This is a genomic window from Aeromonas sp. S13(2024) (assembly GCF_041402405.1).
Lineage (GTDB): Bacteria > Pseudomonadota > Gammaproteobacteria > Enterobacterales > Aeromonadaceae > Aeromonas > Aeromonas veronii.
Window position 1 is genome coordinate 15174 of the sequence record NZ_JBGLRA010000014.1, and the last position, 22089, is coordinate 37262.

A 22089-nucleotide genomic window follows, 5' to 3' on the forward strand; every position below is an offset into this window, starting at 1 on the left:
ACTACTCCTTTAGAACGGGAAAAACGGGGCGGGAAGTTCGCAGCAGGGCGCCCGCAAGCGTCAGTAGCAGCAGATCCCGCACAATGGCCTCCGGCAATGAGCTGAGGTCAGCCCTGCCCAGACAGCCGCAAGAGATGTCGAGCCCGATGGCAACGCCATAGCCCAACACCGGAATAAACAGGGCGAGCAGCCCGATCACCAGCCACAATCCCCAGCGCCGGTTGGCGATGACCGCAAGCCCTGTGCAGAGCTCCAGCGCGATCAGCCCCCAGGCCGCGAACGGGATCAGTGACGGCCAGATCAGGCCAAAGGCGCCGATCTGATCGATGAACAGGGCGGGGGAGGCCAGCTTGAACCCGGCGGAGGCGAGGAAGAATCCCCCCAGTACCAGATTGGCCAGCATGCGCAGATAAACGGCCATGGGATAGATCTTTATCATCCATGACTCCGACTGCCAGCCACAGGCGTTTGCTTCGCCATGTCCTGACTATCGGCCGGATAGCGGGCCAGCTCCTGATAGTCGCCGTCCGCTTCGCAGCGAAAGACGGCGGCGGTTTCACCGTTCTGACACCACTGTTGCCACTCATCTGGCGGGCAGTGGAGGCGAATGGCGAGGCCACAGCCGGCGCTGAGCAGGCGCGGCACATCGCAGACCCGAAACGACTGACCGTGCTGCTCCAGCCGCTTGCGCAGTCTGACCGTGCCGAGGGTAGAGTGGAACAGGTAGAGAAACTCCTGATTCATGATTTGCCTCCTGTGCTGGCGCGCGCGCCGAACAGGGCAGCCCCCAGCGCACCGGCAAACTGGGCATCCGGGTGGGTGGCCACTTCGCAGCCCAACCCTTCGGCCAGATAGTGGCGGAAGGTGGCGCAGTGGCTGACGCCGCCGGTAAAGAGTACGCTCGGTCGGGCGCCGAGGCGGCCGATAAAGTTGGCACTGCGCCGGGCCATGGAGCGGACGATACCGGCTAGGATTGACTCGGCCGGAATGCCCGCCGAGCGCAGGCTGATCGCCTCCGATTCGGCAAACACGGTACACATGCTGCTGATGACGTGGGGCTCGGCCCCTTGCAGCAGTTTGTCAAGCTGCTCTACCCGAGCTCCCAGAGTGCGGGTGATCACCTCGAGAAAGCGACCGGTGCCGGCGGCGCACTTGTCGTTCATCAGAAAATCGGTGAGGTTGCCGTCGCTATCGAGCTGGATCACCTTGCTGTCCTGCCCGCCGATGTCGATGACGGTGTGTACCGACGGGCAGAGCAGGCGAGCCCCCAGCCCGTGGCAGGAGATCTCGGTAACCCGGCGATCGGCGAACGACGCCAGATCCCGGCCATAGCCGGTCAGGGTCAGGTGGGGGCGCTCTGGCAAATCGGCCGAGAGCTCCTCCCAGCCTTGCTCGATGGCAGCCAGCGGACGAAAGGGGGTCGGCACCAGAAAACGGCGGACGATACGCCCGCCATCCCGGCTGTCGAACAGGATCCCCTTGGTCGCGGTGGAGCCCGAGTCAATCCCGATGGAGAGTGACACGGCGCCTCCTTACAGCATCTCGATAAAGGCGGCCAGCCGGGTGGCCAGTTGTCCCTTGTCGGCGCTGGAGTAGTCGGTCTCGACTGCCATGTAGGGGATGCCGTGGCGTTCGCGCACATGGCGCTTGATGGCGAGCGACTCCACCGCATAGGTGTGGCAAGCCTGCAGGATCACATCGATCACTCCGTCCGCCTGATACTCCTCCACCATCTGGCTCAGCAGATTCATGCGCTGGTGGTTGGGGGAGATGCAGGAGCAGCCGATGGCCAGATACTTGTCGGTCAGCGCATCGAACGGGTCGCCCTCTTCGCTGACGCTCTGCTCGGTTGCCTTGGCGCCGGTGCAGTTCTCGTAACCCACCACCCAGCCGCCGTGCTCCTCGATAAGGCGCACCACCTTGTCGGCCGCGCCGCCGATGGGGCAGCCGGTGATGAGGATGCGCGGGCGGGCATCGAGCCGCTTGCCCTCGGCATACTCTACCTTGATGCGGCGGGTCATCTCCTGCAGCTCGCTGATGAGCTGCTCCTTGTCGAAGCGGAAGGTGGCACCATAGACCACCTTGAGCAGGTCGGTACCGCTGAGTGCCGGCGGATTGAGCTGGCCCAGCCGGTAGAAATCGGCCAGCGCGCGGCGCTCGCGGTTTTTCAGCACGATGGCGTCTCGCAATGCCTGCTCGCTGATGGGCTTGCCGAACTGCTGCTCCAGCAACTCCTTGAAGCGGACGATTTCGCTGCGCCACAGGTTGCGGGAGGCTTCGTCATCGGCGCGGTTGGGCAACTGCATCACATGCACCGGTTTGAACTCGGCCATGTACTCGTACATCTTCTTCTTGCCGTCGCAGGTGGTTTCCCCCACCACCAGATCGGAGAAGTAGAAGTAGGGGCACTTGTCGGTCTTGCCAAAACCGTAGCTGCTCTTGATTAGCGGGCAGAGGTTGCGAGGCAGGTCTTTCTCGGCCTCCTCGATGGTCTCGTCGCTGGTTGAGCAGAGCGATACCACCACGGCGCCAGCGGCCATCGCCACCTCTTGCGGCATAAAGGTGCAGTAGGTGCCTACTAGGGGGATCTGTCGCTCCTTGAGTGCCATTACAGCCAGAAAGCCCTGACGACGGGCATCTGAAAAACTATCGAAAATGGCTGGCAACTCGGTGATAAGTGACATAGGCGATCCTGCCCTGATGAGAGAAATGAAGAGACGGAGGTGCCATCCGTGACGGCACATCCAACCGCGAGAATTATACCTTTGGGGGTAATTCGAAAATTGCGGTGGATCACAAGGTGTCAGGTAAATCCTTAATGACAGGCAGGTTATTGAGAAGGGGGCTAGCAGGTTGGAGGGGCTAGAGGGGGAATAAAAAACGGGCACCGCGAGGTGCCCGTTCTGGTCATTAGTGGCGCAGGCCGGTGCCACGGGAGATAAGCCACCAGGCGATACCGTAGAGGGCCACGATAAAGCCGATGATGATGAGGTAGGCGGTGCCGAGTGGCACGTCGGAGATACCGAGGAAACCGTAACGGAACGCGTTCACCATGTAGATGATGGGGTTCACCTGGGAAACACCCTGCCAGAAGGGGGGCAGCAGGCTGATGGAGTAGAACACCCCGCCCAGATAGGTGAGCGGCGTCAGCACGAAGGTGGGGATGATGCTGATGTCGTCGAAGGTCTTGGCAAACACCGCGTTGATAAGGCCACCCAGCGAGAAGAGGATGGCGGTCAGCAGCACGGTCACGCAGACGCTGAACAGGTGGTGGATCTGCAGCGGCACGAAGAACAGCGACACCAGGGTGACGATAAGGCCGACACAGAGGCCGCGTGCCACGCCTCCGCCCACGTAACCGGCGATGATGACGTAGTTGGGCACCGGCGCCACCAGCATCTCCTCGATATTGCGCTGGAACTTGGCGCTGAAGAAGGAGGAGGCGACGTTGGAGTAGGAGTTGGTGATCACCGACATCATGATGAGGCCGGGCACGATGAACTCCATGTAGGTGAAACCGCCCATGTCACCGATGCGCGAACCGATCAGGTTGCCGAAGATGACGAAGTAGAGGCTCATGGTGATGGCCGGTGGCACCAGGGTCTGGATCCAGATCCGGGTGAAGCGGCTCACCTCCTTGGCCAGAATGCTCTTGAAGGCGATGTAGTAGATGGCCAGATTCATGCTTTTCTCCCCTCTTCGACCAGATTGACGAACAGCTCTTCCAGCCGGTTGGCCTTGTTGCGCATGCTCACGACCTGCACCTGCTGCTTCGACAACTGCTCGAACAGGCTGTTGAGTGACTGGCTCTTGTCGAGATCCACCTCAAGGGTACGTTCATCCTGCATCCGGCCGTTGAACTCCGGCACCTCGGGTACGGCAGAACCTGGCGCAAGGTCGAGCAGGAAGGTCTCGCGACCCAGCTTGCCCAGCAGATTCTTCATGCTGGTGTTCTCGATCAGCCGACCCTTGTCGATGATGCCGATGTTGCGGCAGAGCATTTCGGCCTCTTCCAGATAGTGGGTGGTGAGAATAATGGTGACGCCCTGCTCGTTGAGATCCTTGAGGAAGGTCCACATGGAGCGGCGGATCTCGATATCGACCCCGGCGGTCGGTTCATCGAGGATCAGCAGCTTGGGCTCGTGCATCAGGGCGCGGGCGATCATCAGGCGGCGCTTCATGCCGCCGGAGAGGGTGCGGGCAGGCATGTCGCGCTTCTCCCACAGATCGAGCTGGCGCAGGTACTTCTCGGCGCGGATCTTGGCTTCCGCCTTGGGCACGCCGTAGAAACCGGCCTGATGGGTGACAATCTGGATCACCTTCTCGAACTGGCTGAAGTTGAACTCCTGCGGCACCAGCCCGAGCTGGGCCTTGGCCTGTTCGAGATCGCTGTCGATGTCGTAGCCAAACACCTTCACCTTGCCGGCGCTCTTGTTCACCAGCGAGCTGATGACGCCGATGGTGGTGGATTTGCCCGCGCCGTTCGGGCCGAGCAGGGCGAAGAAATCCCCCTGCCTGACGGTAAGATCGATGCCTTTAAGGGCTTCAACGCCCCCCTGATAGGTCTTTTTCAGGCCGCTGATTTCCAGTGCGTTCATTGCAACCTCTGTGATGGTTGAATCCGGCTCGATACAGAAAAGGCGGCCAAGGCCGCCTGCACAGAGTAAAGGGCGCAAGGCCGCTTCACCCGTGATATTCCTGAACCTGGCTTACTCCTGGGGTACCACTTTGCCGATAAACGGCAGGTTGCGGTACTTCTGGGCGTAGTCGATGCCACAGCCGACCACGAATTCGTCCGGAATGGCGAAGCCAATCCAGTCGACCGGCACCTGCACTTCGCGGCGGGAGGGTTTGTCCAGCAGGGTGCAGATGGCCAGGGATTTCGGCTCGCGCAGGGAGAGGATCTCGCGCACCTTGTTGAGGGTGTAACCGGTGTCGATGATGTCTTCCACGATCACCACATCCTTGCCCTTGATGTCGTCGTCCAGGTCTTTGAGGATGCGGACGTCACGGGTGCTGTGCATGCCGGAGCCGTAGCTGGAGGCGGTCATGAAGTCCAGGGTGATGGGCAGCTGGCACTGGCGGCAGAGGTCGGCCAGGAAGATGCAGGAACCGCGCAGCAGCGCAATCATCACGACTTCGTCAGAACCCTGATAGCGGGCGGTGATCTCTTCACCCAATTTGGCGATCCGGGCGGCTACTTCAGCCTCGGAGATCATCACCTCGACGGTGTGTTTCATCACTTACTCCCATAAGGCCAAAGGGGATTTGGCCGTTCATGAATATCAAAACCGATGATTCTACCACTCATGTTGAAGGGTGCTAGAGATACGTGGTGCTTTTATCGGCTTATTTTAATTGATAGAGTTAGCAGGCACTCAGGCATGATTAGTTAAAATACTATAAACACCATAATCAATAACTATTAGATGATAAAAACTATGGAACCACGCGCAGAAATAAGACGTCGTACCCGGCTGTCGCCGGAAGCTCGTCGCTCCCAATTGATGGAATGTGCCATCGAGGTGTTCTCCCGTCGCGGCATTGGCCGTGCAGGTCACGCCGAGATAGCCGAACAGGCCAAGGTCTCTGTGGCTACCGTCTTCAACTATTTCAACACCCGCGAGGAGTTGGTAGATGAGGTGCTAGCCGAGATCGAACGCTTTGTGAACCAGATGCTGTCGCAGGCATACGGTGACCAGGGCTCCATTTTCGACAAGATCCAGCGTCATGTACGCCTCTCTGTCGATGCCGCCTACGATCAACCGGATTATGCCGGTATCTGGCTGGAGTGGAGCTCATCGGTTCGGGAAGAGGTATGGCCCCGCTATACCCGGCTGCTCGATCACTGCCTTGAGCTGATCGCCAGCGAGCTGCAAACCGCCATGGATGCAGGGGAGATCACCAGCGTGCTGTCAGCACAGGATCTGGCCCGCTCTTTGACCGGTTTTGGCTATGTGATGATGCAGATGATCAATCAACCTCAGCGCCCGGCGCGCCAAGAGGTGACTGATTTCCTGTTCAAGTACGTGACGGCGCCAATTCAGGCTCGCTAACACGACTTAACGAAAAAACGGCGTCACTCATTGAGTGGCGCCGTTTTTTAATGGCCGAATGTGGCGGTCACCTCAATGGTGGCCATAGCCCCAGCGGTGGGTCAGCTCATGCTCGACACCGAGATGATCGAGGATGCGGGCGACCATAAAGTCCACCAGATCAGCGATGCTTTTAGGCTCATGATAGAAACCGGGCGCAGCGGGCATGATGATCACCCCGAGCCGTGCCAGTTTCAGCATGTTCTCCAGATGGATCGCCGAGAAGGGGGTTTCGCGGGGCACCAAGATCAGCTGGCCGCGCTCCTTGATCACCACATCCGCCGCCCGCTCCAGCAGGTTGTCGGAGGTACCGTTGGCAATGGCCGAGACGGTGCCCATGGAGCAGGGGCAGACCACCATCTGTTTGGGGGCTGCCGAACCGGAGGCGACTGGCGAGAACCACTCCTCCTTGCCGCAGGCGACAATCTGCCCCTCCTTGGCGCCATATTGGCGGCAAAGATAGGCAGAGAGCTCTTTCGGCGAGCCGGGCCAATCCTGTTGCTGCTCGGTCTTGAGTACCACTCGTGCCGCCGAGGAGGCGAGCAGGTAGACCCGATAGTCCGCTTGCACCAGACACTGGAGCAGGCGCAGGGCGTAGGGGGCGCCGGAGGCACCGGTCAGCGCCAGGGTGATCGTTTTGTTCATAGTTCGCCGTGGTAATCCTTGAGGCGGGCGATCAGCTTGTCATGAATGCCACCGAAGCCGCCGTTGCTCATGATCAGAATATGGTCGCCATCGCGGCTCTCGGCCACCAACCGGTTGATCAAGGTCTCCAGATCGTTGAATACCTTGGCCGGACGGGTCATATGGGCTGTCACCTCGCCGAGATCCCAGCCGATGTTGGGGGGCTGGAAGAAGAACACCTCGTCGGCGCCATCGAAGCAGCCAGCCAGCTCCTCCTTGTGAACCCCCAGCTTCATGGTGTTGGAGCGAGGCTCCAGCACCGCCAGAATACGTGAGCTGCCTACCTTGGCGCGCAGGCCGCCGAGGGTGGTCTCGATGGCGGTGGGGTGGTGGGCGAAGTCGTCATAGACGCTGATGCCCGCCACTTCGCCCTTGAGCTCCATCCGCCGTTTGGGGGATTTGAACTGGCAGAGGGCGGCGATGCCATGCTCCACCATGACTCCGGCATGGCGAGCGGCGGCGATGGCCATCAGACCATTGTTGACGTTGTGCTCGCCGATGCACTCCCAGTGCACCTCACCCTGCTTTTCGCCATCCAGCCACACCTCGAAGGCGGAGCCGTCATCGGCCAGCTTGACCGCCTTCCACTTGGCGTCGTCCTGACCTACCAGCTCCACTTCGCTCCAGCAGCCCATCTTGCGCACGGCGGTGAGGTTGTCATCGGCTTGCGGGAACAGCACCCGGCCGTTGCTCGGCACGGTGCGCATCAGGTGGTGGAACTGGCGCTGGATCGCGGCGAGATCCGGGAAGATGTCCGCGTGGTCGAACTCCAGGTTGTTCATCACCAAGGTGCGCGGGTGGTAGTGGACGAACTTGGAGCGTTTGTCGAAGAAGGCGCAGTCATACTCGTCCGCTTCGATGACAAAGAAGGGGGCAGAGCCGAGACGGGCGGAAACCGGGAAGTTGCCCGGCACGCCGCCAATAAGGAATCCGGGCTCCAGCTTGGCGTACTCCAGCACCCAGGCCAGCATGCTGGCGGTGGTGGTCTTGCCGTGGGTGCCGGCGACGGCCAGCACCCAGCGATCTTGCAGCACGTGCTCCAGCAGCCACTGGGGGCCGGAGATGTAGGGCAGATTGCGGTCCAGCACATATTCAACACAGGGGTTGCCGCGGCTCATGGCGTTGCCAATCACCACCAGATCCGGGGCCGGATCGAGTTGGGAGGGGTCATAGCCTTCGGTCAGTTCGATGCCCTGTTGCTCGAGCTGGGTACTCATGGGGGGATAGACGTTGGCATCCGAACCGGTCACCCGGTAACCAAGCTGTTTTGCCAACACCGCCAGACCACCCATAAAGGTGCCGCAGATCCCGAGAATGTGAATATGCATACCGCTTCCTTTCGCAGTAAAGGGAAGTGCGCATTCTAGGGGGTGTTGCGGTGGTGGCACAAGCCGCACTCATGGTGAGAGGCCCACAGATGCAGCACCGGAGGCAGAAATCTTGGCGCTGTTGGGATATGCGAGATTGGAATGGGCTGGTAGGCTTTATTTGAGACTTGATATTGTGTCGCACTTTCTTACAATTCTTCGGTTTTGTGACGCACTCTACAGTTTTACGATATCGCCCTTTTCCAAAGGAGAGTCCCCATGGGCAAGTTCCTGCTTTGCTATCTGGTCGGTGGTCTGGTGGCCATCAGTTGGGCTGCGCTGCCCGCTCATGGTCCCTGGGATCAGTGGGACCTCGCGATTTTTCATACCGTCAACGGCTGGCTCGGGCAGTCGGCTCTGTGGGCCGATCTGGTGGCCATCACCAATAACCGGCTGTTCGATCTGGCGGTGTTGGCCTGTATGGGGCTGATTCTGGTCCGCTGCTTCTTTGCACGGGATCTGGCGGGTCGTCGCCAGCTGGTGGCGATGGGCATAGTGATGCTGCTAAGTGCACTGGTGATCAACCAGCTTGGTCACCGATTGCCGGTGGAGCGACCCAGCCCGACCCTGATGGTGGCCGATGCGCTGCGGGTGACCCAGATCAGTGCTATTCCGACCAAGGACTCTTCTGGCGATAGTTTCCCCGGCGATCACGCCCTGTTCCTGATGGTCTTCGCGGGCTACGCCTTGCGCTATCTGCCGCGCTGGGCGGGTATTACCGCATTGCTGATGGTGCCGATCTTTTCCGCGCCGCGCATTCTGGTTGGCGCCCACTGGTTTACCGATGTCTACGTCGGCGCGCTGGGGCTGGCGACCCTCTGTCTGCCCTGGTTGCTGCTGACCCCGCTGGCGGATCGGCTGATAAACCGCATCGCCCCCCGATTGGCCCGTGTGCCGCTGCTGCGCAGTCAGACCCACTGATTGAATGTCGCAAAATAAAACGCCCCGACATGAAAATGTCGGGGCGTTTTGTTATCCACCCGCGAGAGATCAGCCTTGATAGCCGTTCGGGTTGTTGCTTTGCCAGCGCCAGGTATCGACCATCATCTGCTCCAGACCGCGCTCAGCCTGCCAACCCAGCTCGGCACGGGCCAGCGTTGGCTCTGCCCAGCACTCGGCGATGTCGCCCGGGCGACGGGGTTTGATCTGGTAGGGAATGGGTCGGCCGCTGGCCGCTTCAAACGCCTTGACCATCTCCAGTACCGAGTAGCCTTGACCTGTGCCCAGGTTGTAGGTGAAGACGCCGGTGTCGCTCTTGATGCGCGCCAGTGCTTTCAGGTGGCCGATGGCGAGATCCACCACATGGATGTAGTCACGTACGCCGGTGCCATCCGGGGTCGGGTAGTCGTTGCCAAATACCCCCAGCTCCTTGAGCTTGCCCACGCCGACCTGACTGATATAGGGCAGCAGGTTGTTGGGGATACCGTTGGGATCTTCACCAATCAGGCCGCTCTCGTGGGCGCCGACCGGGTTGAAGTAACGCAGCAGTACGATAGCCCAGCGGGGATCGGATTTGGCGAGATCGCGCAGGATCTCCTCCACCATCAACTTGGAGCGGCCGTAGGGGTTGGTGGCGCTGGTGGGGAAATCTTCCCGCAGCGGTACCGAGGCGGGATCGCCATAGACGGTGGCCGAGGAGCTGAATACCAGCCGGAAAACGCCAGCCTTGGCCATCTCTTCGCACAGCACCAGAGTGCCGCTGATGTTGTTCTGGTAGTAGGTGAGCGGGATCTGGCTCGACTCCCCGACCGCCTTGAGACCGGCGAAGTGAATGACCGATTCGATCTGGTGGTTGGCGAACAGCTGCTGCAGGCAGGCTCTGTCCAGCACATCCCCTTCGACGAAGGTGACCGGTTTGCCGGTGATCTGCTCGACCCGCTTGAGTGACTCCGGTGAGGAGTTGGAGAGGTTGTCGAGTACCACGACCTGCTGCCCCACGCCGAGCAGCTCAACCAGGGTGTGGGAGCCGATATAGCCGGCGCCCCCTGTGACCAGTATTGTCATTTTTTATCCCGTGTTCTGGTGAAACTGGGGCAGAGTCTAGCGCCCCTGTCTACTTGGGAAAAGGTTGGGATACCTATGACGCCTTCACCGCACCTCACAAAAGGCTTCACCACGCCTCAATAATCGAGTCCGATATCCCCTTTCGCGGTGCAGGAGCAGGCCAGCGCCACGCCGCTCTCCAGATCCTGCGCACTCAGGGTCATCACGCTCTGGCGCTCGATGTCACCTGTGGTGGTGCAACGACAGCTGCCACATACCCCGGCGCGGCAAGCAGCCATCATGGTTTCGCCCGCAGCCTCCAGAGCCGCCAGCAGGGTCTGACCCGGCAGGATTTTCACCTTTTTTCCGCTCTTTTTCAGGGTCAGCCAGAAGTGGTCGCTGGTGGTCTTGATGGGCTCTGCGGGAGGAAGACCGAAGGACTCCTGATGCAGTTGCTCCGGCGGCAATCCCAGCTCTGCCAGCATGGTGCTGACCGCCGCCATATAGGGTGCGGGGCCGCAGAGATAGACATGGCGTTCGCGCAGATCCGGGGCCAATTCCCTCAGCATGTCAGGGGTGAGTCGGCCCACCCAGGGATGAGCCATTGGCGCCTCTTCCAGTATCAGGGCATGGCGAATACCTGCATGGGCCTTGGCCAAGGCTGCCAACTCATCTGCGAAGATCACATCTGCTGGCGAGCGGGCGCTATGGATAAAGCGGATATCGGCATCCGGTCGTTTGGCGAGCTCGTCTCGCAACATGGCCCACATGGGGGTGATGCCGGAGCCGGCACTGAGCAGCAGTGGCCGTTCGCAAGGCAGGGCGGTCAGGTTGAAATCGCCGGACGGACCATCCACCCGGATCTTGTCTCCCACTTGCAAGGTCTGATGCAGATGGTGGGAGACCCGTCCCACATCCTTGATGGTGACCTGCCAGCATGAATCCTGCGGGCTGGAGGAGAGGGTATAGGCGCGGCACTCCGGCTGGCCGTCAATCTCGGTGTGCAGGGTGATGCACTGACCAGCCAGTACGGGAGGGTGGCTGCCGGAAAGCGGCGCCAGCTGCCAGCTCACGACGTCGTGGGTGTTCTGTTGGCGGCCAATGCAGGTGAGCGTGAGAGAGGTCATCACAAGGCTCCTTAGGTTTGAAACGGTTCGAAAAACGTCTGGTGAAAAAGCCGGATCCAGAAAAAAGGCGAGCCGGGCGGCTCGCCAAACGCTTACAACATGAGGTGCCGATCAGGCCGTCAGGATCTCGGTCAAGTCAGCCTCGGCCGTGGTGGTCCCTTTCAGGCCAAACTGCTCCTCCAGCACCTTGAGCAGAGCCGGGGTGAGGAAGGCGGGGGCGGTCGGCCCGGTACGAATGTCCTTCACCCCGAGGGAGAGCAGGGTGAGCAGAATGACGATGGCTTTTTGCTCGAACCAGGAGAGCACAAGCGTCAGCGGCAGATCGTTGACCCCGCACTCGAACGCCTCGGAGAGTGCCAGCGCCAACTGGATGGCGGAGTAGGCATCGTTGCACTGACCCACGTCCAGCAGACGCGGAATGCCGCCGATGTCGCCAAAGTCGAGCTTGTTGAACTTGTACTTGCCGCAGCCCAGCGTGAGCAGCAGGCTGTCGCGCGGCGCCGCTTTGGCAAACTCGGTGAAATAGGCGCGCTCGGCCTTGTCGCCGTCACAGCCACCCACCAGGAAGAAGTGGCTGATCTCCCCGGCTTTGACCTTCTCAATCACTGCGGGCGCAGCCTGCATCAGGGCGTTGCGGGCAAAGCCGATGGTGATGAAGTGCTCGAGCTCGGTGTGCTTGAAGCCTTCCAGCGCTTGGGCCTTGGCGATCACGGCGGAGAAATCGTCCCCCTCCAGATGAGTGACGCCCGGCCAGCCGACGATGGAGCGGGTGAAGATGCGATCCGAGTAGTTGCCCACATTCGGGTCGATGATGCAGTTGGAGGTCATCACCACGGCGCCCGGGAAGTTGGCAAACTCCTTCTGCTGGTTTTGCCAAGCGGAGCCGTAGTTGCCCACCAGATGGGGGTACTGCTTGAAGAAGGGATAGGCTAGTGCGGGCAGCATCTCGCCGTGGGTGTAGACATGAATGCCGGTCCCCTTGGTCTGCTCCAGAATGAGTTTGAGATCCATCATGTCGTGGCCGGAGACCAGAATGCACTTGCCGGAGATGGGGGTTACGCGTACCTGGGTGGGTTCCGGGTGGCCGAAAGCGCGGGTTTCACCGAGATCCAGCATCTCCATGATTTTGAAGTTGAGCTGACCGATCTCCATGGCGCAACTGAACAGCCGACCCATTTCGCTCGGGTCTGTGCTTAGCCAGCTCATGATGCGGTGGAATTCGGCGGCCACCTCGTCACTCTGCTGATCCAGCACCCGGGCGTGCTCCATGTAGGCGGCGGCGCCCTTGAGGCCGTAGAGGCAGAGCAGGCGCAGCCCCATGATGTCTTCGTTCACCTCGCTCTTGCCCCGATTGGGGGCGGCTGGTGCGGCATGGGCAAGTTGTTCCAGCAGTTCGGCACCGGGTTCGAAGTAAGCGGACTGTGGCAAGTCGTTGACCTGCACCGCCATGGCGGTCAGACGATCGGCTAACTGCTGGCGATAGGCGAGGGCCTGATTGACGTAGGCCACGATGCGATTCGAGTCGAAGTTGACGTTGGTGAGGGTGGCGAAGAAGGCCTTGGGCACGAAAGCATCGACCTCGCGATCCATGATGCCCTGCTCGCGGGCGGCCAGCGCCCAGGCGCTGAGCCCCTGCAGGGTGTAGATCAGCACATCCTGCAGATCCGAGGTTTCCGCCGTCTTGCCGCACATACCTTGTGCGTAGGCACAGCCGTTGCCAGCCGGGGTACGAATTGTCTGTTCACATTGCACACAAAACATCATGCCTCTCCTAATTGGACATTTCAGTTGTCTGTTTTGTGGCGATTCTATTCCTCTCGCGAAAAACTTAATAGGCATTCAATTTGCCAATTAAGTTTCCCTTGATGCAGATCAAAAACAAAAAAAGCCGCCCAAACAGGGCGGCAAGCGGGTGGATAAAAGGAGAGACAACTCAGGTTTGCAACAGAACATAACAATCAGACGGATTGGGCCGTGGTCTGGTCAGGATCTTTCGGCCCAGTACTTACTCAAGCCGGCATACGTACGCTGTAGTCGGCTTGGTTCACTATCAGGCCAGATAAGCGCGCAGCATCCAGACCAGTTTTTCCTGCTGCTGCACATAGTCGGAGAGGATGGAGGCCGTGCCCTCATCACCGGCTTCGGCGGCTTGGCCCAGAATACGGCGCTGGGCGACCAGCAGTTCGCGGAAGCTATCCAGCAAGGATTCGACACAGGCGCGGCCATCGTGCAGCCCTTTTTGCTCGGGGATGGCAGAGACTTTCAGATAGTCGCTGAAGCTGTGCATCGGCACGCCATCCAGGGTCAGGATCCGCTCGGCCAGCGCATCGACTTTCAGCAGCAGGTCGTTGTAAATCTCTTCAAATTTCAGGTGCAGTTCGAAGAACTGGTTGCCACGGATATTCCAGTGGAAGCCGCGCACGTTCATGTAGAGGATCTGGTAGCTGGCCAGCAATTTGTTCAACTCGGCTGCCAGGGCTTGTGATTGAGCAGTATCAAGACCAATCGGGCTTTTCATCATTCACCTCCAGATTTGGAAATCGGTTTGAAATTCTCTTTCGGAACGCAGTCAGAGTAACGCCTTGCAAAATGCAGGGACAATTGCTTGTGCCTAACTGTTTGATAGCTAACGGCTATCAAACAGTACGCAGCAACGGGGGCAATGGATGAGGATTAGGGGAAGTATTTTTCGATCAGCGCCATCAGGATGGCCTGACACTCGCGGTCCGGTTTGCTATCGACCTTGCTGGCGCGAAAGTGGAGCTGAAAGGCGCCCATGACGGCGCGGCTCTGCTCATCCCACTGGCTGCTCCGGGACAGGCCATAGCCATAGCTGGCCAGCTGCTGCTGCCACATGGCCGCATCCCAGTCGGGCAAAGGGCTGGCCAATATCTCGGCCACCCGATCTTCATCGGGCCAGGCGCCGACTCCGTACGTCAGATAGAGCTGGCGCCAGGGGAAGTGGGGACCGGGATCCTGCTTGCGCTCGGGGGCGACATCACTGTGGCCCAGCACCTGGGTCGGTGGAATCTGGTAGCGGGCGGCCAGCTCCCGGCTGAGGGCGCCGACGGCAGCTATCTGCTGCGGGGTATAGGGTTGCCAGCGGCGGGCATGGGGGGCCAGCGGCTCATCTTCTGCTGGATAGCCGAGGTTGACGATCTCGATGCCAAGGGAGCTTGCATTGAGCCCGGTATATTGGTGCCAGCGGCTGCGTCCCGCATGCCAGGCGCGCGCGTTGTCCGGCACCAGCTGATAGACCGGTAGCGGGGCCTCCTGGCTGTCGCGGGGGATCAGGTAGTGGGCGCTCACCTTGTGCTCCGGCTCGGTCAAGAGGCGCAGGGAATTGGCATCGTCTTCGTCGGTGTAGTGGAGGATCAGAAAGGCGATCCGCTCGTTCTGGTTGGCGCTCTGATAGCGGGTTGAGAGCTGATATTCGGACGGAGTACAACTACCCAGCAGCAGAACCAGTGGCAGAAAGAAGAGGGGAAGAAAACAGCGCCAGCGCCATCCCCCTGCTGCAGCCAAGCTGCTTAGCGTGGGAGGAGTGAGTCGCTGGCACATGTCGAAGGCCCTGTCTGGTCAGTCGCGCGGCTAGTCAGCCGCGGTATTTGGCCGTGAGACCGATCAGGAAGTTGCGCAGGATCTGATCCCCGCAATCCTGATAGTGCTTGTGATCCTTGGAGCGGAACAGGGCGCTGAGCTCGGACTTGGAGAGGTTGAAGTCGGCGAGCTTGAGGGTGCCGAGCATGTCCTCTTCCTTGAAGTTGAGACCGATGCGCAGCTTGCGCAGGATCATGTTGTTGTTGATCCGGTTCGGGATCACCTGGGCCGGTGCATCTTCCCGCACGCCGCGGCGGGCGATGATGAAACCGTCGAGGAACTGGCTCAGGGCCGAGTCGGGACAGGCGACATAGCCTGCCTCTTGCTCTTCACCTTCCGCCGCCTCTTTCATCAACCAGCTGTGCAGCTGGGCGTGAGTGACTGTCAGGTTGCCCTTGGCAAACATCTCGACCATCTGGTCGTTGCTGATGGTGAGGGCGTAGCGCAGACGGCGCAGAATATCGTTGTTGGTCATGCTGACTCCTGTGTAAACGGCGCAACTTTACCATCTGGCGGCCCTCGCGTCAGAAAAAGCGGGGGCCGATACAGTTCAGGTCAAGCTCATCAAGCCTTGCCGAGATAGCGGGGCGCCTCCTGGCGCACCAGTTCCAGCGCATCTTGCAGCTCCAGCAGCTCGGGTTCCAGCTCGCTCACCGGCACGCCGTCACGCAGCTGTTGCTCCAGCTGGGAGAGCAGCCGTTGCAGCCCCGGCACCCCGGAATAGGCACAGCCACCGTTGAGGCGATGGAGCTGGGCCAGCACCTCGCTATCTTCAATTTCGCCCGCCAGCGCGCTATCCAGCACAGGTTCCACCTCCTCGAAACTGGCCAGCAGCATGGTCAGCATCTCTCTGGCGAGATGCTCTTTCCCCGCCGCCTGCCGCACCGCCAGTGCCCAGTCGATCTGTTGGGCACCATTATTCTGGTGACGGCGATGGGCAAAGTCGGTGATGAGCTGGGCCAGCATGCTCTCGTCGATGGGCTTGGCCAGGTAGTCGTCCATCCCCTGCCTGATCAGCCGCTCCCGTTCTCCGGGGATGGCGTGGGCGGTCACCGCCACGATCGGGGTGGTGGTGTTGAGGGACTGGTTGCGGATCGCCTGGGTGGCACTGATGCCATCCATGATCGGCATCTGGATATCCATGAAGATGATGTCGAACGGCTGGCTCTGGGCCTGCTTGACCGCCTCCTTGCCGTTTTTGCACACCACCACCTGACTCACCATCTCCTTGAGCATGGCGGCGATCAACTTGAGGTTGGCGGCGTTGTCATCCACCGCCAGCACCTTGATTGGCTGCAACTGGCGCGGCGCAGGTTGCGCGGGCAGCTTCTGGCGGCTCGATTCCGGCGATAGCAGGGCGTGCAGCAGCTTGCGGTGGTTGACCGGTTTGGAGAGACAGTGCTGGGCGCCATGGGCCAGCATCGCTTCATAGAGCGCCGGCTCGTGGCTGCTGAGTAGCACTATGGTGTTCTGCTGCTGGCCATTCAGTCTGTCGAGACGGCCGAGCACTTGCTGCGGCGTATGCAGGGTGCTGCTGCCGATGATCACCATCTCCTGCTCGCTCATCTCTGGCCAGGGATCATCGCTGGTCAGTGGGTGCACGTCGAGGTGCCATTCCGCCAGCAGGGCGAGCAGAGAGGCTTGCGCGAAGGGATCCGGTTCCAGCAGCCAGAGCCGTTTGCCACGGATCCGATCCAGCGGCAGTTGATCGGTCTGGGGCAGGGGTGAGACCTCCACATCCAGACTGAACGAGAAGATGGAGCCCTTGCCGAGCTCCGATTCAAAGCGGATCTGGCCGCCCATCTGCTGCACCAGCTTCTGGGTGATAACGAGGCCCAGGCCTGTGCCGCCATAACGGCGGGAGATGGAGGAGTCGGCCTGATTGAAAGCCTGGAACAGCTGATGTTGCTGCTCTTGGGAGATGCCGATGCCGGTATCGCGGATCTGGACGTTGAGCCTCACCTTGTGGTTGCCACTGCCGGTCTGCTCGATATGGACATCCACGTTGCCTTGCTCGGTGAACTTGATGGCGTTGCCGGTGAGGTTGGTCAGCACCTGTTGCAGACGCATGGGGTCGCCGGTGAGGTAGTCCGGCACATTGGCATCCACCCGCAGGGAGAGCTCCAGCTGCTTGTCGTGGGCGCTGGGGCCGAGCAGGTGCATGGTCTCGTTGAGGGTGTCGCGCAGGCTGAACGGGATATGCTCCAGCTGCAGCTTGCCCGCTTCCAGCTTCGAGAAGTCGAGGATGTCGTTGATGATGCCAAGCAGGTTGCGCGCCGACTTCTCGATAGTCTGCATGTAGTCGGTCTGGCTCGGGGTCAGGCTGGTTTTCAGCAGCTGGCGGGTAAAACCGATGACCCCGTTGAGCGGAGTGCGCAGCTCGTGGGACATGTTGGCCAGAAACTCCGACTTGACCCGCGCCGCCTCCTGCGCCCGTTTCTTGGCCATGTCTAGTTCGACGTTCTGGATCTCGATCTGCTCCAGGGTTTCACGCAAGTCAGAGGTGGCCTGATCGATATTCTGCTGCATCTCTTCGTGATATTCGGAGAGCGCCTTGGCCATGGCGTTGATGCCATTTTTCAGCATATCCAGCTCGCCGGTGAGCTGGCCGCTGACCCGGGTATCGAGCCGCCCCTCCCGGATCTTGTGCACCGCCTGCACCATGTTGGTGATGGGCTGGGTCACGCTCTTGACCAGCCGGAAGCCAAACAGGGTACTGAAGGCCACCCCGATGAGCACCATGATCACCGCAAAGAAGGTGTCGCGGTACTGCAGCAACATGGCCCTGTCGGTCGCCATCTGCATCGAGATGTAGCCGATCATCGGCGGCTCTACATCGCTGGGTAGCGGGAAGCCATCCAGACTGGTTTCAGCCTGGATCGGGGTGCGCAAAATGATGTCATCCCCCTGAAACGTCACGCTGGTCAGATCCGGAATTGGCTCGCCATCGGGCAGCCTGAGCCGGGTGAAATCCCGGTGGTAGTTCGAGGTGACGAACAGCTGGTTGTCCTGGGTGAAAACCGCGATGGACTTGATAAAGGGGGAGTTCTTGCGATGGGTCAGGCCAATGAGCCGCTTGAGGGATTCTCGGCTGTGCTGGGTCATCCCGTATTCACTGGCGATCGCCAGCGGTTCGATAATGTTGATCCCCTGATCAATGAGGTTGTTTTCCAGCTGCTGGTAGCGGTGGAAGGTGAAGTAACCGGCCATCAGGCCACCGATGATCAGGGTTGGCAGGATGGTGAAGGCGAGAACGCGTGCTCTCAGGCCATATTTGGTCATACGAACAGGCCACCAGTGAACAGGGTTGGCGATAGGGTTGATGGCAATACACGGGCTCTGTGGCCGTATTTGGTCATACTATTATTCTTGTGGGACAATACCCGGCAGCAGATTCCACAATCATGACATAGCCACCTATAGGCACCAAGTTTTATGGCCCAGTTTTTCAAGCCCCAAAAGAAGTCCACCCAGCTCCAACGCATTGAATTTACGATAGACACCCTCGATCACCACTGCGTCGGTATCGGTCGCCATCAGGGCAAGGCGATCTTCGTCGAAGGGGCGCTGCCCGGCGAGACCGTCAAGGCACGCATCACCGAAGAGAAAAAGCAGTATGGTCACGCCGCCTTGCAACAGGTGGTGACCCCGGCGGCTAATCGTATCGCTCCCTTTTGCGGCCACTATCGCGAGTGCGGCGGTTGCAGTGCCCAGCACATGTCGGTTGCCGATCAGCAAGCCGCCAAGGCGGCGGGACTGGTCAGCCTGTTCGAGCGGTTGGGCAACATCAAGGCGCCGGCGCTGGAGCCGGTACTGACCGGTGAAGATCGCGCCTACCGCCGGGTCTGTCGTCTGGCCATCAAATTTGACAAGAATGGTCGCTGCACCCGGGTCGGTTTCCGCCGCCGCAACAGCAACGATCTGGTGGAGATCGACAGTTGCCCTGTGCTGGCCGAGCCGCTCTCTGCGCTGATTGCCCCGCTGCGTGAGTGCCTCAATCGCCTCAAGAGCCAGCGCGAGCTGGGTCATGCGGAGCTTATCCAGGCCGAGCAGGGGATCATGATGCTGCTGCGTCACACCGGCCGTCCCAATGAGGCGGATCGCGCCCTGCTGGTGGAGTTTGCAAAAGCGCAGGGGATCGACCTCTATCTGCAGGCGGCGGATGATCGCATCGAAGCGCTGCAGCAACATTTTTCCCCATCCTACTCGCTGGATGGCCTGTCTCTTGCATTTGCTCCCGGTGATTTCATTCAGGTCAACGGCCCCATCAACCAGAGCATGGTTGAGCAGGCGCTGACATGGCTCGGGGCGAGCAAGGATGACAAGGTGCTCGATCTCTTCTGCGGTATCGGCAACTTCACCCTGCCGCTGGCCCGTCAGGCTCGCGAAGTGGTGGGTGTGGAAGGTGAACTGGCCATGGTGCAGCGGGCCGAAGAGAACGCCCGTCGCAACGGCATCACCAATGCCCGTTTCTACAAAGCCGACCTGAGCGATGACATCGTCGGCATGTCCTGGGCGCGGGAAGGGTTTGATCTGGTGCTGTTGGATCCGGCTCGCCCAGGCGCGCTGGAAGTGATGGGACACGTCGTGAAACTTTCACCCAAGCGGGTGGTCTACGTCTCCTGTAACCCGGTCACCCTGGCGCGGGACAGTCAGGTGCTGGTGAAAGGGGGTTACCGTCTGGTGCGCCTCGGCATGCTCGACATGTTCCCTCACACCGGTCATCTGGAGTCCATGGCGCTGTTTGAACGGGAGTAAATGACTCATCAGTTCGGCGATGCGGATATGTAATCTGGCATGTCTGCGGCTGTTTGAGCTGGTGTGATTGGGGTAATCTAGACCCTCGTCGTTCGGCAGGGCCTGTTGGCGCGCTCTATTGTCTTTCTGGACAATATGCCTTGAAAAGTGCGCTGGATATCCCCATTTGAGGCAATCTCATGAGGGGAGAAAGTGACAGCTTTCGGCCCGATAATTTAAAGGATTGATACCATGGTTGCGGTTCGCGATATTCATTTGAAAGACAACTTCACCCTGGAAGAGTGGGTCAGCTCGCTCTCCTTGAGTGACAGTGAAAAGGATCAGCTGCGAACCGTCTACCAGTATTGTCTGACGCTCGGTGACGAGGCGCTGACCAGCAAGCTGCTGGTGCGCGGCATCGAAATGGTGGGCATCCTGCAGATGCTCAGCATGGATATCGGTACCCTCAAAGCGGCCATCATTTACCCCTTCGTCGAAGCCGGTCTCATCAGCCAGGAGCGGATGGACGAGGACTTTGGCTCCAAGATCGCCAAGCTGGTGGAAGGGGTGCTGGAGATGGAGGCCATCCGCTCCCTGCAAACCCTCCATCGCAGTGAAACCTCGCCGGAGCAGGTCGACAACGTGCGTCGCATGTTGCTTGCCATGGTCGAGGATGTGCGCGCCGTGGTGATCAAGCTGGCGGAGCGGATCGCCTGCCTGCGGGAAGCGAAGACAGCAGATGAAGAGACCCGGGTGCTGATGGCCCAGGAGATCACCAACATCTATGCGCCGCTCGCCAACCGTCTGGGCATCGGCCAGCTCAAGTGGGAGCTGGAAGATCTCGCCTTCCGTTACCTGCACCCGGATACATACAAGCAGATCGCCAAGCAGCTCGACGAGAAGCGGCTCGACCGCGAGCACTACATCCGCGAGTTTGTGCAATCCCTGCGTAATGGCCTGAAAGAGGCGGGAGTTGACGCCGAGGTGTACGGTCGGCCGAAACATATCTACAGCATCTGGCGCAAGATGCAGAAGAAGCACCTCGAGTTCAACGAGTTGTTCGACGTGCGCGCGGTGCGGGTAGTGACCAAGCGGCTGCAGGATTGCTATGCGGCGCTCGGTATCGTCCATACCCAGTTCCACCACATTCCTCGCGAGTTTGACGACTATGTCGCCAACCCCAAACCCAACGGCTATCAGTCGATCCACACCGTAGTGGTGGGGCCTGAGGGCAAGACCGTCGAGATCCAGATCCGTACCGACCAGATGCATCAGGATGCCGAGCTCGGCGTCGCGGCGCACTGGCGTTACAAGGAAGGGGCGCAGGCTGGCGGCAAGGCCAACACCTTCGAAGACAAGATCGAGTGGCTGCGCAAGCTGCTCGCCTGGCAGGAAGATCTCTCCGAGAGCGGCTCCCTGCTGGAAGATCTGCGCAGTCAGGTGTTCGAGGACAGAGTCTACGTCTTCACCCCGAAAGGGGATGTCATCGACCTGCCGGCAGGCGCTACCCCGCTCGATTTTGCCTATCACGTCCACAGCATGATCGGCCACCGCTGCATCGGCGCCAAGATTGATGGCCGCATCGTGCCGTTCACCTACGCGCTACAGACCGGCGATCAGGTGGAGGTGATCACCCAGAAAGAGCCGAACCCGAGCCGCGACTGGATGAACCCCAACGCCGGCTTCCTGCGCTCCAGCCGGGCGCGGGCCAAGGTGGCGACCTGGTTCAGAAAACTGGATCGGGACAAGAATATCGTGGCCGGTCGCGAGCTGTTCGAGAAGGAGCTGGATCGCCACAACCTCAGCATGTCCAAGATCGACAAGGGCAACATGCTGCGCCGCTTCAATCTGGAGAGCACCGACGATCTGCTGGCCGGTATCGGCAGCGGCGATATCCGCATCAACCAGGTGCTCAATTATCTCGACACCTGCTACAACAAGCCGACGGCGGAAGAGGAAGATCGCCGCCTGTTGGAGAAGCTGGAGCAGAAGGCCAATGCGCCGATGCGCCACAAGCCCAAAGACCACATAGTGGTGGAAGGGGTCGGCAATTTGATGACCCATATCGCCCGTTGCTGTCAGCCGATCCCTGGGGACTCCATTCAGGGCTTTATCACCATGGGGCGCGGGGTGTCCATTCACCGGGAAGATTGCGAGCAGCTCAAGGAGCTGTCACGTCGCAACCCCGAGCGGCTGATCGATGCGGTGTGGGGGGAGAACTACTCCGGCGGTTACGGCCTCACCATCCGGATCATCTCCAACGATCGCTCCGGCCTGCTGCGCGATATCACCACAGTGCTGGCCAACGAGAAGATCAATGTGATGGGGGTGCGCTCGCGCTCCAACGTGCGTGAGCAGACTGCGGAGATCGACATGGAGCTGGAGATTTACAACATCAACGCCTTCAACCGGGCGTTGGCCAAGCTCAGTCAGCTTAACGACGTGATCAGCGCCAAGCGGCTTTGATATCGAACCGACCGGCCCCAGTGGCCGGTC

Annotated in this window: 20 protein-coding genes; 4 read left to right on the forward strand and 16 right to left on the reverse strand. The window is 60.1% G+C overall.

Features of this window, described 5'->3' with window-relative positions; all coding sequences use genetic code 11:
• Window position 1: 1 nt before the first annotated feature.
• From ACB042_RS16590 to hpt, 7 genes are all read right to left on the reverse strand, one after another.
• Window positions 2–439, reverse strand: coding sequence for a MauE/DoxX family redox-associated membrane protein (locus tag ACB042_RS16590; RefSeq protein WP_371178748.1), 438 nt, complete (start codon window positions 437–439; stop codon window positions 2–4).
• Complete coding sequence (locus ACB042_RS16595; RefSeq protein ID WP_279505869.1) at window positions 436–744, reverse strand: DUF3343 domain-containing protein; 309 nt, start codon at window positions 742–744, stop codon at window positions 436–438. The genes ACB042_RS16590 and ACB042_RS16595 overlap by 4 nt, the downstream gene beginning before the upstream one ends.
• Window positions 741–1523, reverse strand: coding sequence for an acyl-CoA dehydratase activase (locus ACB042_RS16600; RefSeq protein ID WP_371178749.1), 783 nt, complete (start codon window positions 1521–1523; stop codon window positions 741–743). Before ACB042_RS16600 ends, ACB042_RS16595 begins: the two co-directional genes overlap by 4 nt.
• Window positions 1524–1532: 9 nt before the next feature.
• Window positions 1533–2684 (reverse strand): double-cubane-cluster-containing anaerobic reductase, encoded by a 1152-nt coding sequence (locus ACB042_RS16605; RefSeq protein ID WP_371178750.1) that lies wholly within the window; start codon window positions 2682–2684, stop codon window positions 1533–1535.
• Window positions 2685–2910: 226 nt separating this feature from the next.
• On the reverse strand, window positions 2911–3684 hold the full coding sequence (locus tag ACB042_RS16610) for an ABC transporter permease (protein ID WP_005362866.1): 774 nt from the start codon (window positions 3682–3684) through the stop codon (window positions 2911–2913).
• Entirely contained in the window at window positions 3681–4598 is a 918-nt protein-coding gene (locus tag ACB042_RS16615) for an ABC transporter ATP-binding protein (protein ID WP_042052377.1), read from the reverse strand. The genes ACB042_RS16610 and ACB042_RS16615 overlap by 4 nt, the downstream gene beginning before the upstream one ends.
• A 111-nt stretch (window positions 4599–4709) precedes the next feature.
• Complete coding sequence (hpt, locus tag ACB042_RS16620) at window positions 4710–5240, reverse strand: hypoxanthine phosphoribosyltransferase (protein WP_005335618.1); 531 nt, start codon at window positions 5238–5240, stop codon at window positions 4710–4712.
• Between the two features lie 201 nt (window positions 5241–5441).
• Here hpt and ACB042_RS16625 point away from each other — a divergent pair, with 201 nt between their 5' ends.
• On the forward strand, window positions 5442–6056 hold the full coding sequence (locus tag ACB042_RS16625) for a TetR/AcrR family transcriptional regulator (RefSeq protein WP_042079938.1): 615 nt from the start codon (window positions 5442–5444) through the stop codon (window positions 6054–6056).
• A 72-nt stretch (window positions 6057–6128) separates the two neighbouring features.
• Here ACB042_RS16625 and ACB042_RS16630 read toward each other — a convergent pair whose 3' ends face one another.
• Together ACB042_RS16630 and mpl are read right to left on the reverse strand one after the other, a co-directional pair.
• Complete coding sequence (locus ACB042_RS16630; RefSeq protein ID WP_157161989.1) at window positions 6129–6740, reverse strand: flavin prenyltransferase UbiX; 612 nt, start codon at window positions 6738–6740, stop codon at window positions 6129–6131.
• The gene (gene mpl / locus ACB042_RS16635; protein ID WP_005362853.1) at window positions 6737–8107 is read right to left on the reverse strand and encodes a UDP-N-acetylmuramate:L-alanyl-gamma-D-glutamyl-meso-diaminopimelate ligase; all 1371 of its coding nucleotides are present in this window, start codon (window positions 8105–8107) and stop codon (window positions 6737–6739) included. Before mpl ends, ACB042_RS16630 begins: the two co-directional genes overlap by 4 nt.
• A 258-nt stretch (window positions 8108–8365) precedes the next feature.
• Here mpl and ACB042_RS16640 point away from each other — a divergent pair, with 258 nt between their 5' ends.
• Window positions 8366–9067: a phosphatase PAP2 family protein gene (locus ACB042_RS16640; RefSeq protein WP_371178751.1), complete on the forward strand. Its 702-nt coding sequence runs from the start codon at window positions 8366–8368 to the stop codon at window positions 9065–9067.
• A gap of 69 nt (window positions 9068–9136) precedes the next feature.
• On the opposite strand, the gene galE is transcribed toward ACB042_RS16640, so the two are convergent.
• The 7 genes from galE to barA all read right to left on the reverse strand — a co-directional run bounded on the left by galE (window position 9137) and on the right by barA (window position 18138).
• Window positions 9137–10150 (reverse strand): UDP-glucose 4-epimerase GalE, encoded by a 1014-nt coding sequence (gene galE, locus ACB042_RS16645; protein WP_128834111.1) that lies wholly within the window; start codon window positions 10148–10150, stop codon window positions 9137–9139.
• A 116-nt stretch (window positions 10151–10266) separates the two neighbouring features.
• Window positions 10267–11256, reverse strand: coding sequence for an FAD-binding oxidoreductase (locus ACB042_RS16650; protein ID WP_371178752.1), 990 nt, complete (start codon window positions 11254–11256; stop codon window positions 10267–10269).
• 111 nt (window positions 11257–11367) lie between these two features.
• Complete coding sequence (hcp, locus tag ACB042_RS16655; protein WP_157162438.1) at window positions 11368–13017, reverse strand: hydroxylamine reductase; 1650 nt, start codon at window positions 13015–13017, stop codon at window positions 11368–11370.
• 289 nt (window positions 13018–13306) lie between these two features.
• A complete protein-coding gene (locus ACB042_RS16660) occupies window positions 13307–13774 on the reverse strand; it encodes a Dps family protein (protein ID WP_005362843.1) in 468 nt (155 codons plus the stop codon).
• Between the two features lie 155 nt (window positions 13775–13929).
• Entirely contained in the window at window positions 13930–14817 is an 888-nt protein-coding gene (locus ACB042_RS16665; RefSeq protein ID WP_371178753.1) for an N-acetylmuramoyl-L-alanine amidase, read from the reverse strand.
• 34 nt (window positions 14818–14851) lie between these two features.
• Window positions 14852–15331: a DUF1456 family protein gene (locus tag ACB042_RS16670; protein ID WP_005335594.1), complete on the reverse strand. Its 480-nt coding sequence runs from the start codon at window positions 15329–15331 to the stop codon at window positions 14852–14854.
• Window positions 15332–15420: 89 nt separating this feature from the next.
• A complete protein-coding gene (barA, locus tag ACB042_RS16675; protein WP_157161994.1) occupies window positions 15421–18138 on the reverse strand; it encodes a two-component sensor histidine kinase BarA in 2718 nt (905 codons plus the stop codon).
• Window positions 18139–18291: 153 nt separating this feature from the next.
• Between barA and rlmD the strand changes: the two genes are divergently transcribed.
• Together rlmD and relA are read left to right on the forward strand one after the other, a co-directional pair.
• A complete protein-coding gene (gene rlmD / locus ACB042_RS16680; protein ID WP_204382620.1) occupies window positions 18292–19614 on the forward strand; it encodes a 23S rRNA (uracil(1939)-C(5))-methyltransferase RlmD in 1323 nt (440 codons plus the stop codon).
• 231 nt (window positions 19615–19845) lie between these two features.
• Window positions 19846–22059: a GTP diphosphokinase gene (gene relA, locus ACB042_RS16685; RefSeq protein ID WP_371178754.1), complete on the forward strand. Its 2214-nt coding sequence runs from the start codon at window positions 19846–19848 to the stop codon at window positions 22057–22059.
• The last annotated feature ends 30 nt before the right edge of the window (window positions 22060–22089 follow it).

Excerpts from the sequence above, each read along its gene's own strand:
- ACB042_RS16590 (WP_371178748.1), bottom strand. The coding sequence starts at position 439 with ATGATAAAGATCTATCCCATGGCCGTTTATCTGCGCATGCTGGCCAAT.
- ACB042_RS16595 (WP_279505869.1), bottom strand. The coding sequence starts at position 744 with ATGAATCAGGAGTTTCTCTACCTGTTCCACTCTACCCTCGGCACGGTC.
- ACB042_RS16605 (WP_371178750.1), bottom strand. The coding sequence starts at position 2,684 with ATGTCACTTATCACCGAGTTGCCAGCCATTTTCGATAGTTTTTCAGAT.
- ACB042_RS16610 (WP_005362866.1), bottom strand. The coding sequence starts at position 3,684 with ATGAATCTGGCCATCTACTACATCGCCTTCAAGAGCATTCTGGCCAAG.
- ACB042_RS16615 (WP_042052377.1), bottom strand. The coding sequence starts at position 4,598 with ATGAACGCACTGGAAATCAGCGGCCTGAAAAAGACCTATCAGGGGGGC.
- hpt (WP_005335618.1), bottom strand. The coding sequence starts at position 5,240 with ATGAAACACACCGTCGAGGTGATGATCTCCGAGGCTGAAGTAGCCGCC.
- ACB042_RS16625 (WP_042079938.1), top strand. The coding sequence starts at position 5,442 with ATGGAACCACGCGCAGAAATAAGACGTCGTACCCGGCTGTCGCCGGAA.
- ACB042_RS16630 (WP_157161989.1), bottom strand. The coding sequence starts at position 6,740 with ATGAACAAAACGATCACCCTGGCGCTGACCGGTGCCTCCGGCGCCCCC.
- mpl (WP_005362853.1), bottom strand. The coding sequence starts at position 8,107 with ATGCATATTCACATTCTCGGGATCTGCGGCACCTTTATGGGTGGTCTG.
- ACB042_RS16640 (WP_371178751.1), top strand. The coding sequence starts at position 8,366 with ATGGGCAAGTTCCTGCTTTGCTATCTGGTCGGTGGTCTGGTGGCCATC.
- galE (WP_128834111.1), bottom strand. The coding sequence starts at position 10,150 with ATGACAATACTGGTCACAGGGGGCGCCGGCTATATCGGCTCCCACACC.
- ACB042_RS16650 (WP_371178752.1), bottom strand. The coding sequence starts at position 11,256 with ATGACCTCTCTCACGCTCACCTGCATTGGCCGCCAACAGAACACCCAC.
- hcp (WP_157162438.1), bottom strand. The coding sequence starts at position 13,017 with ATGTTTTGTGTGCAATGTGAACAGACAATTCGTACCCCGGCTGGCAAC.
- ACB042_RS16660 (WP_005362843.1), bottom strand. The coding sequence starts at position 13,774 with ATGAAAAGCCCGATTGGTCTTGATACTGCTCAATCACAAGCCCTGGCA.
- ACB042_RS16665 (WP_371178753.1), bottom strand. The coding sequence starts at position 14,817 with ATGTGCCAGCGACTCACTCCTCCCACGCTAAGCAGCTTGGCTGCAGCA.
- ACB042_RS16670 (WP_005335594.1), bottom strand. The coding sequence starts at position 15,331 with ATGACCAACAACGATATTCTGCGCCGTCTGCGCTACGCCCTCACCATC.
- barA (WP_157161994.1), bottom strand. The coding sequence starts at position 18,138 with ATGACCAAATATGGCCTGAGAGCACGCGTTCTCGCCTTCACCATCCTG.
- rlmD (WP_204382620.1), top strand. The coding sequence starts at position 18,292 with ATGGCCCAGTTTTTCAAGCCCCAAAAGAAGTCCACCCAGCTCCAACGC.
- relA (WP_371178754.1), top strand. The coding sequence starts at position 19,846 with ATGGTTGCGGTTCGCGATATTCATTTGAAAGACAACTTCACCCTGGAA.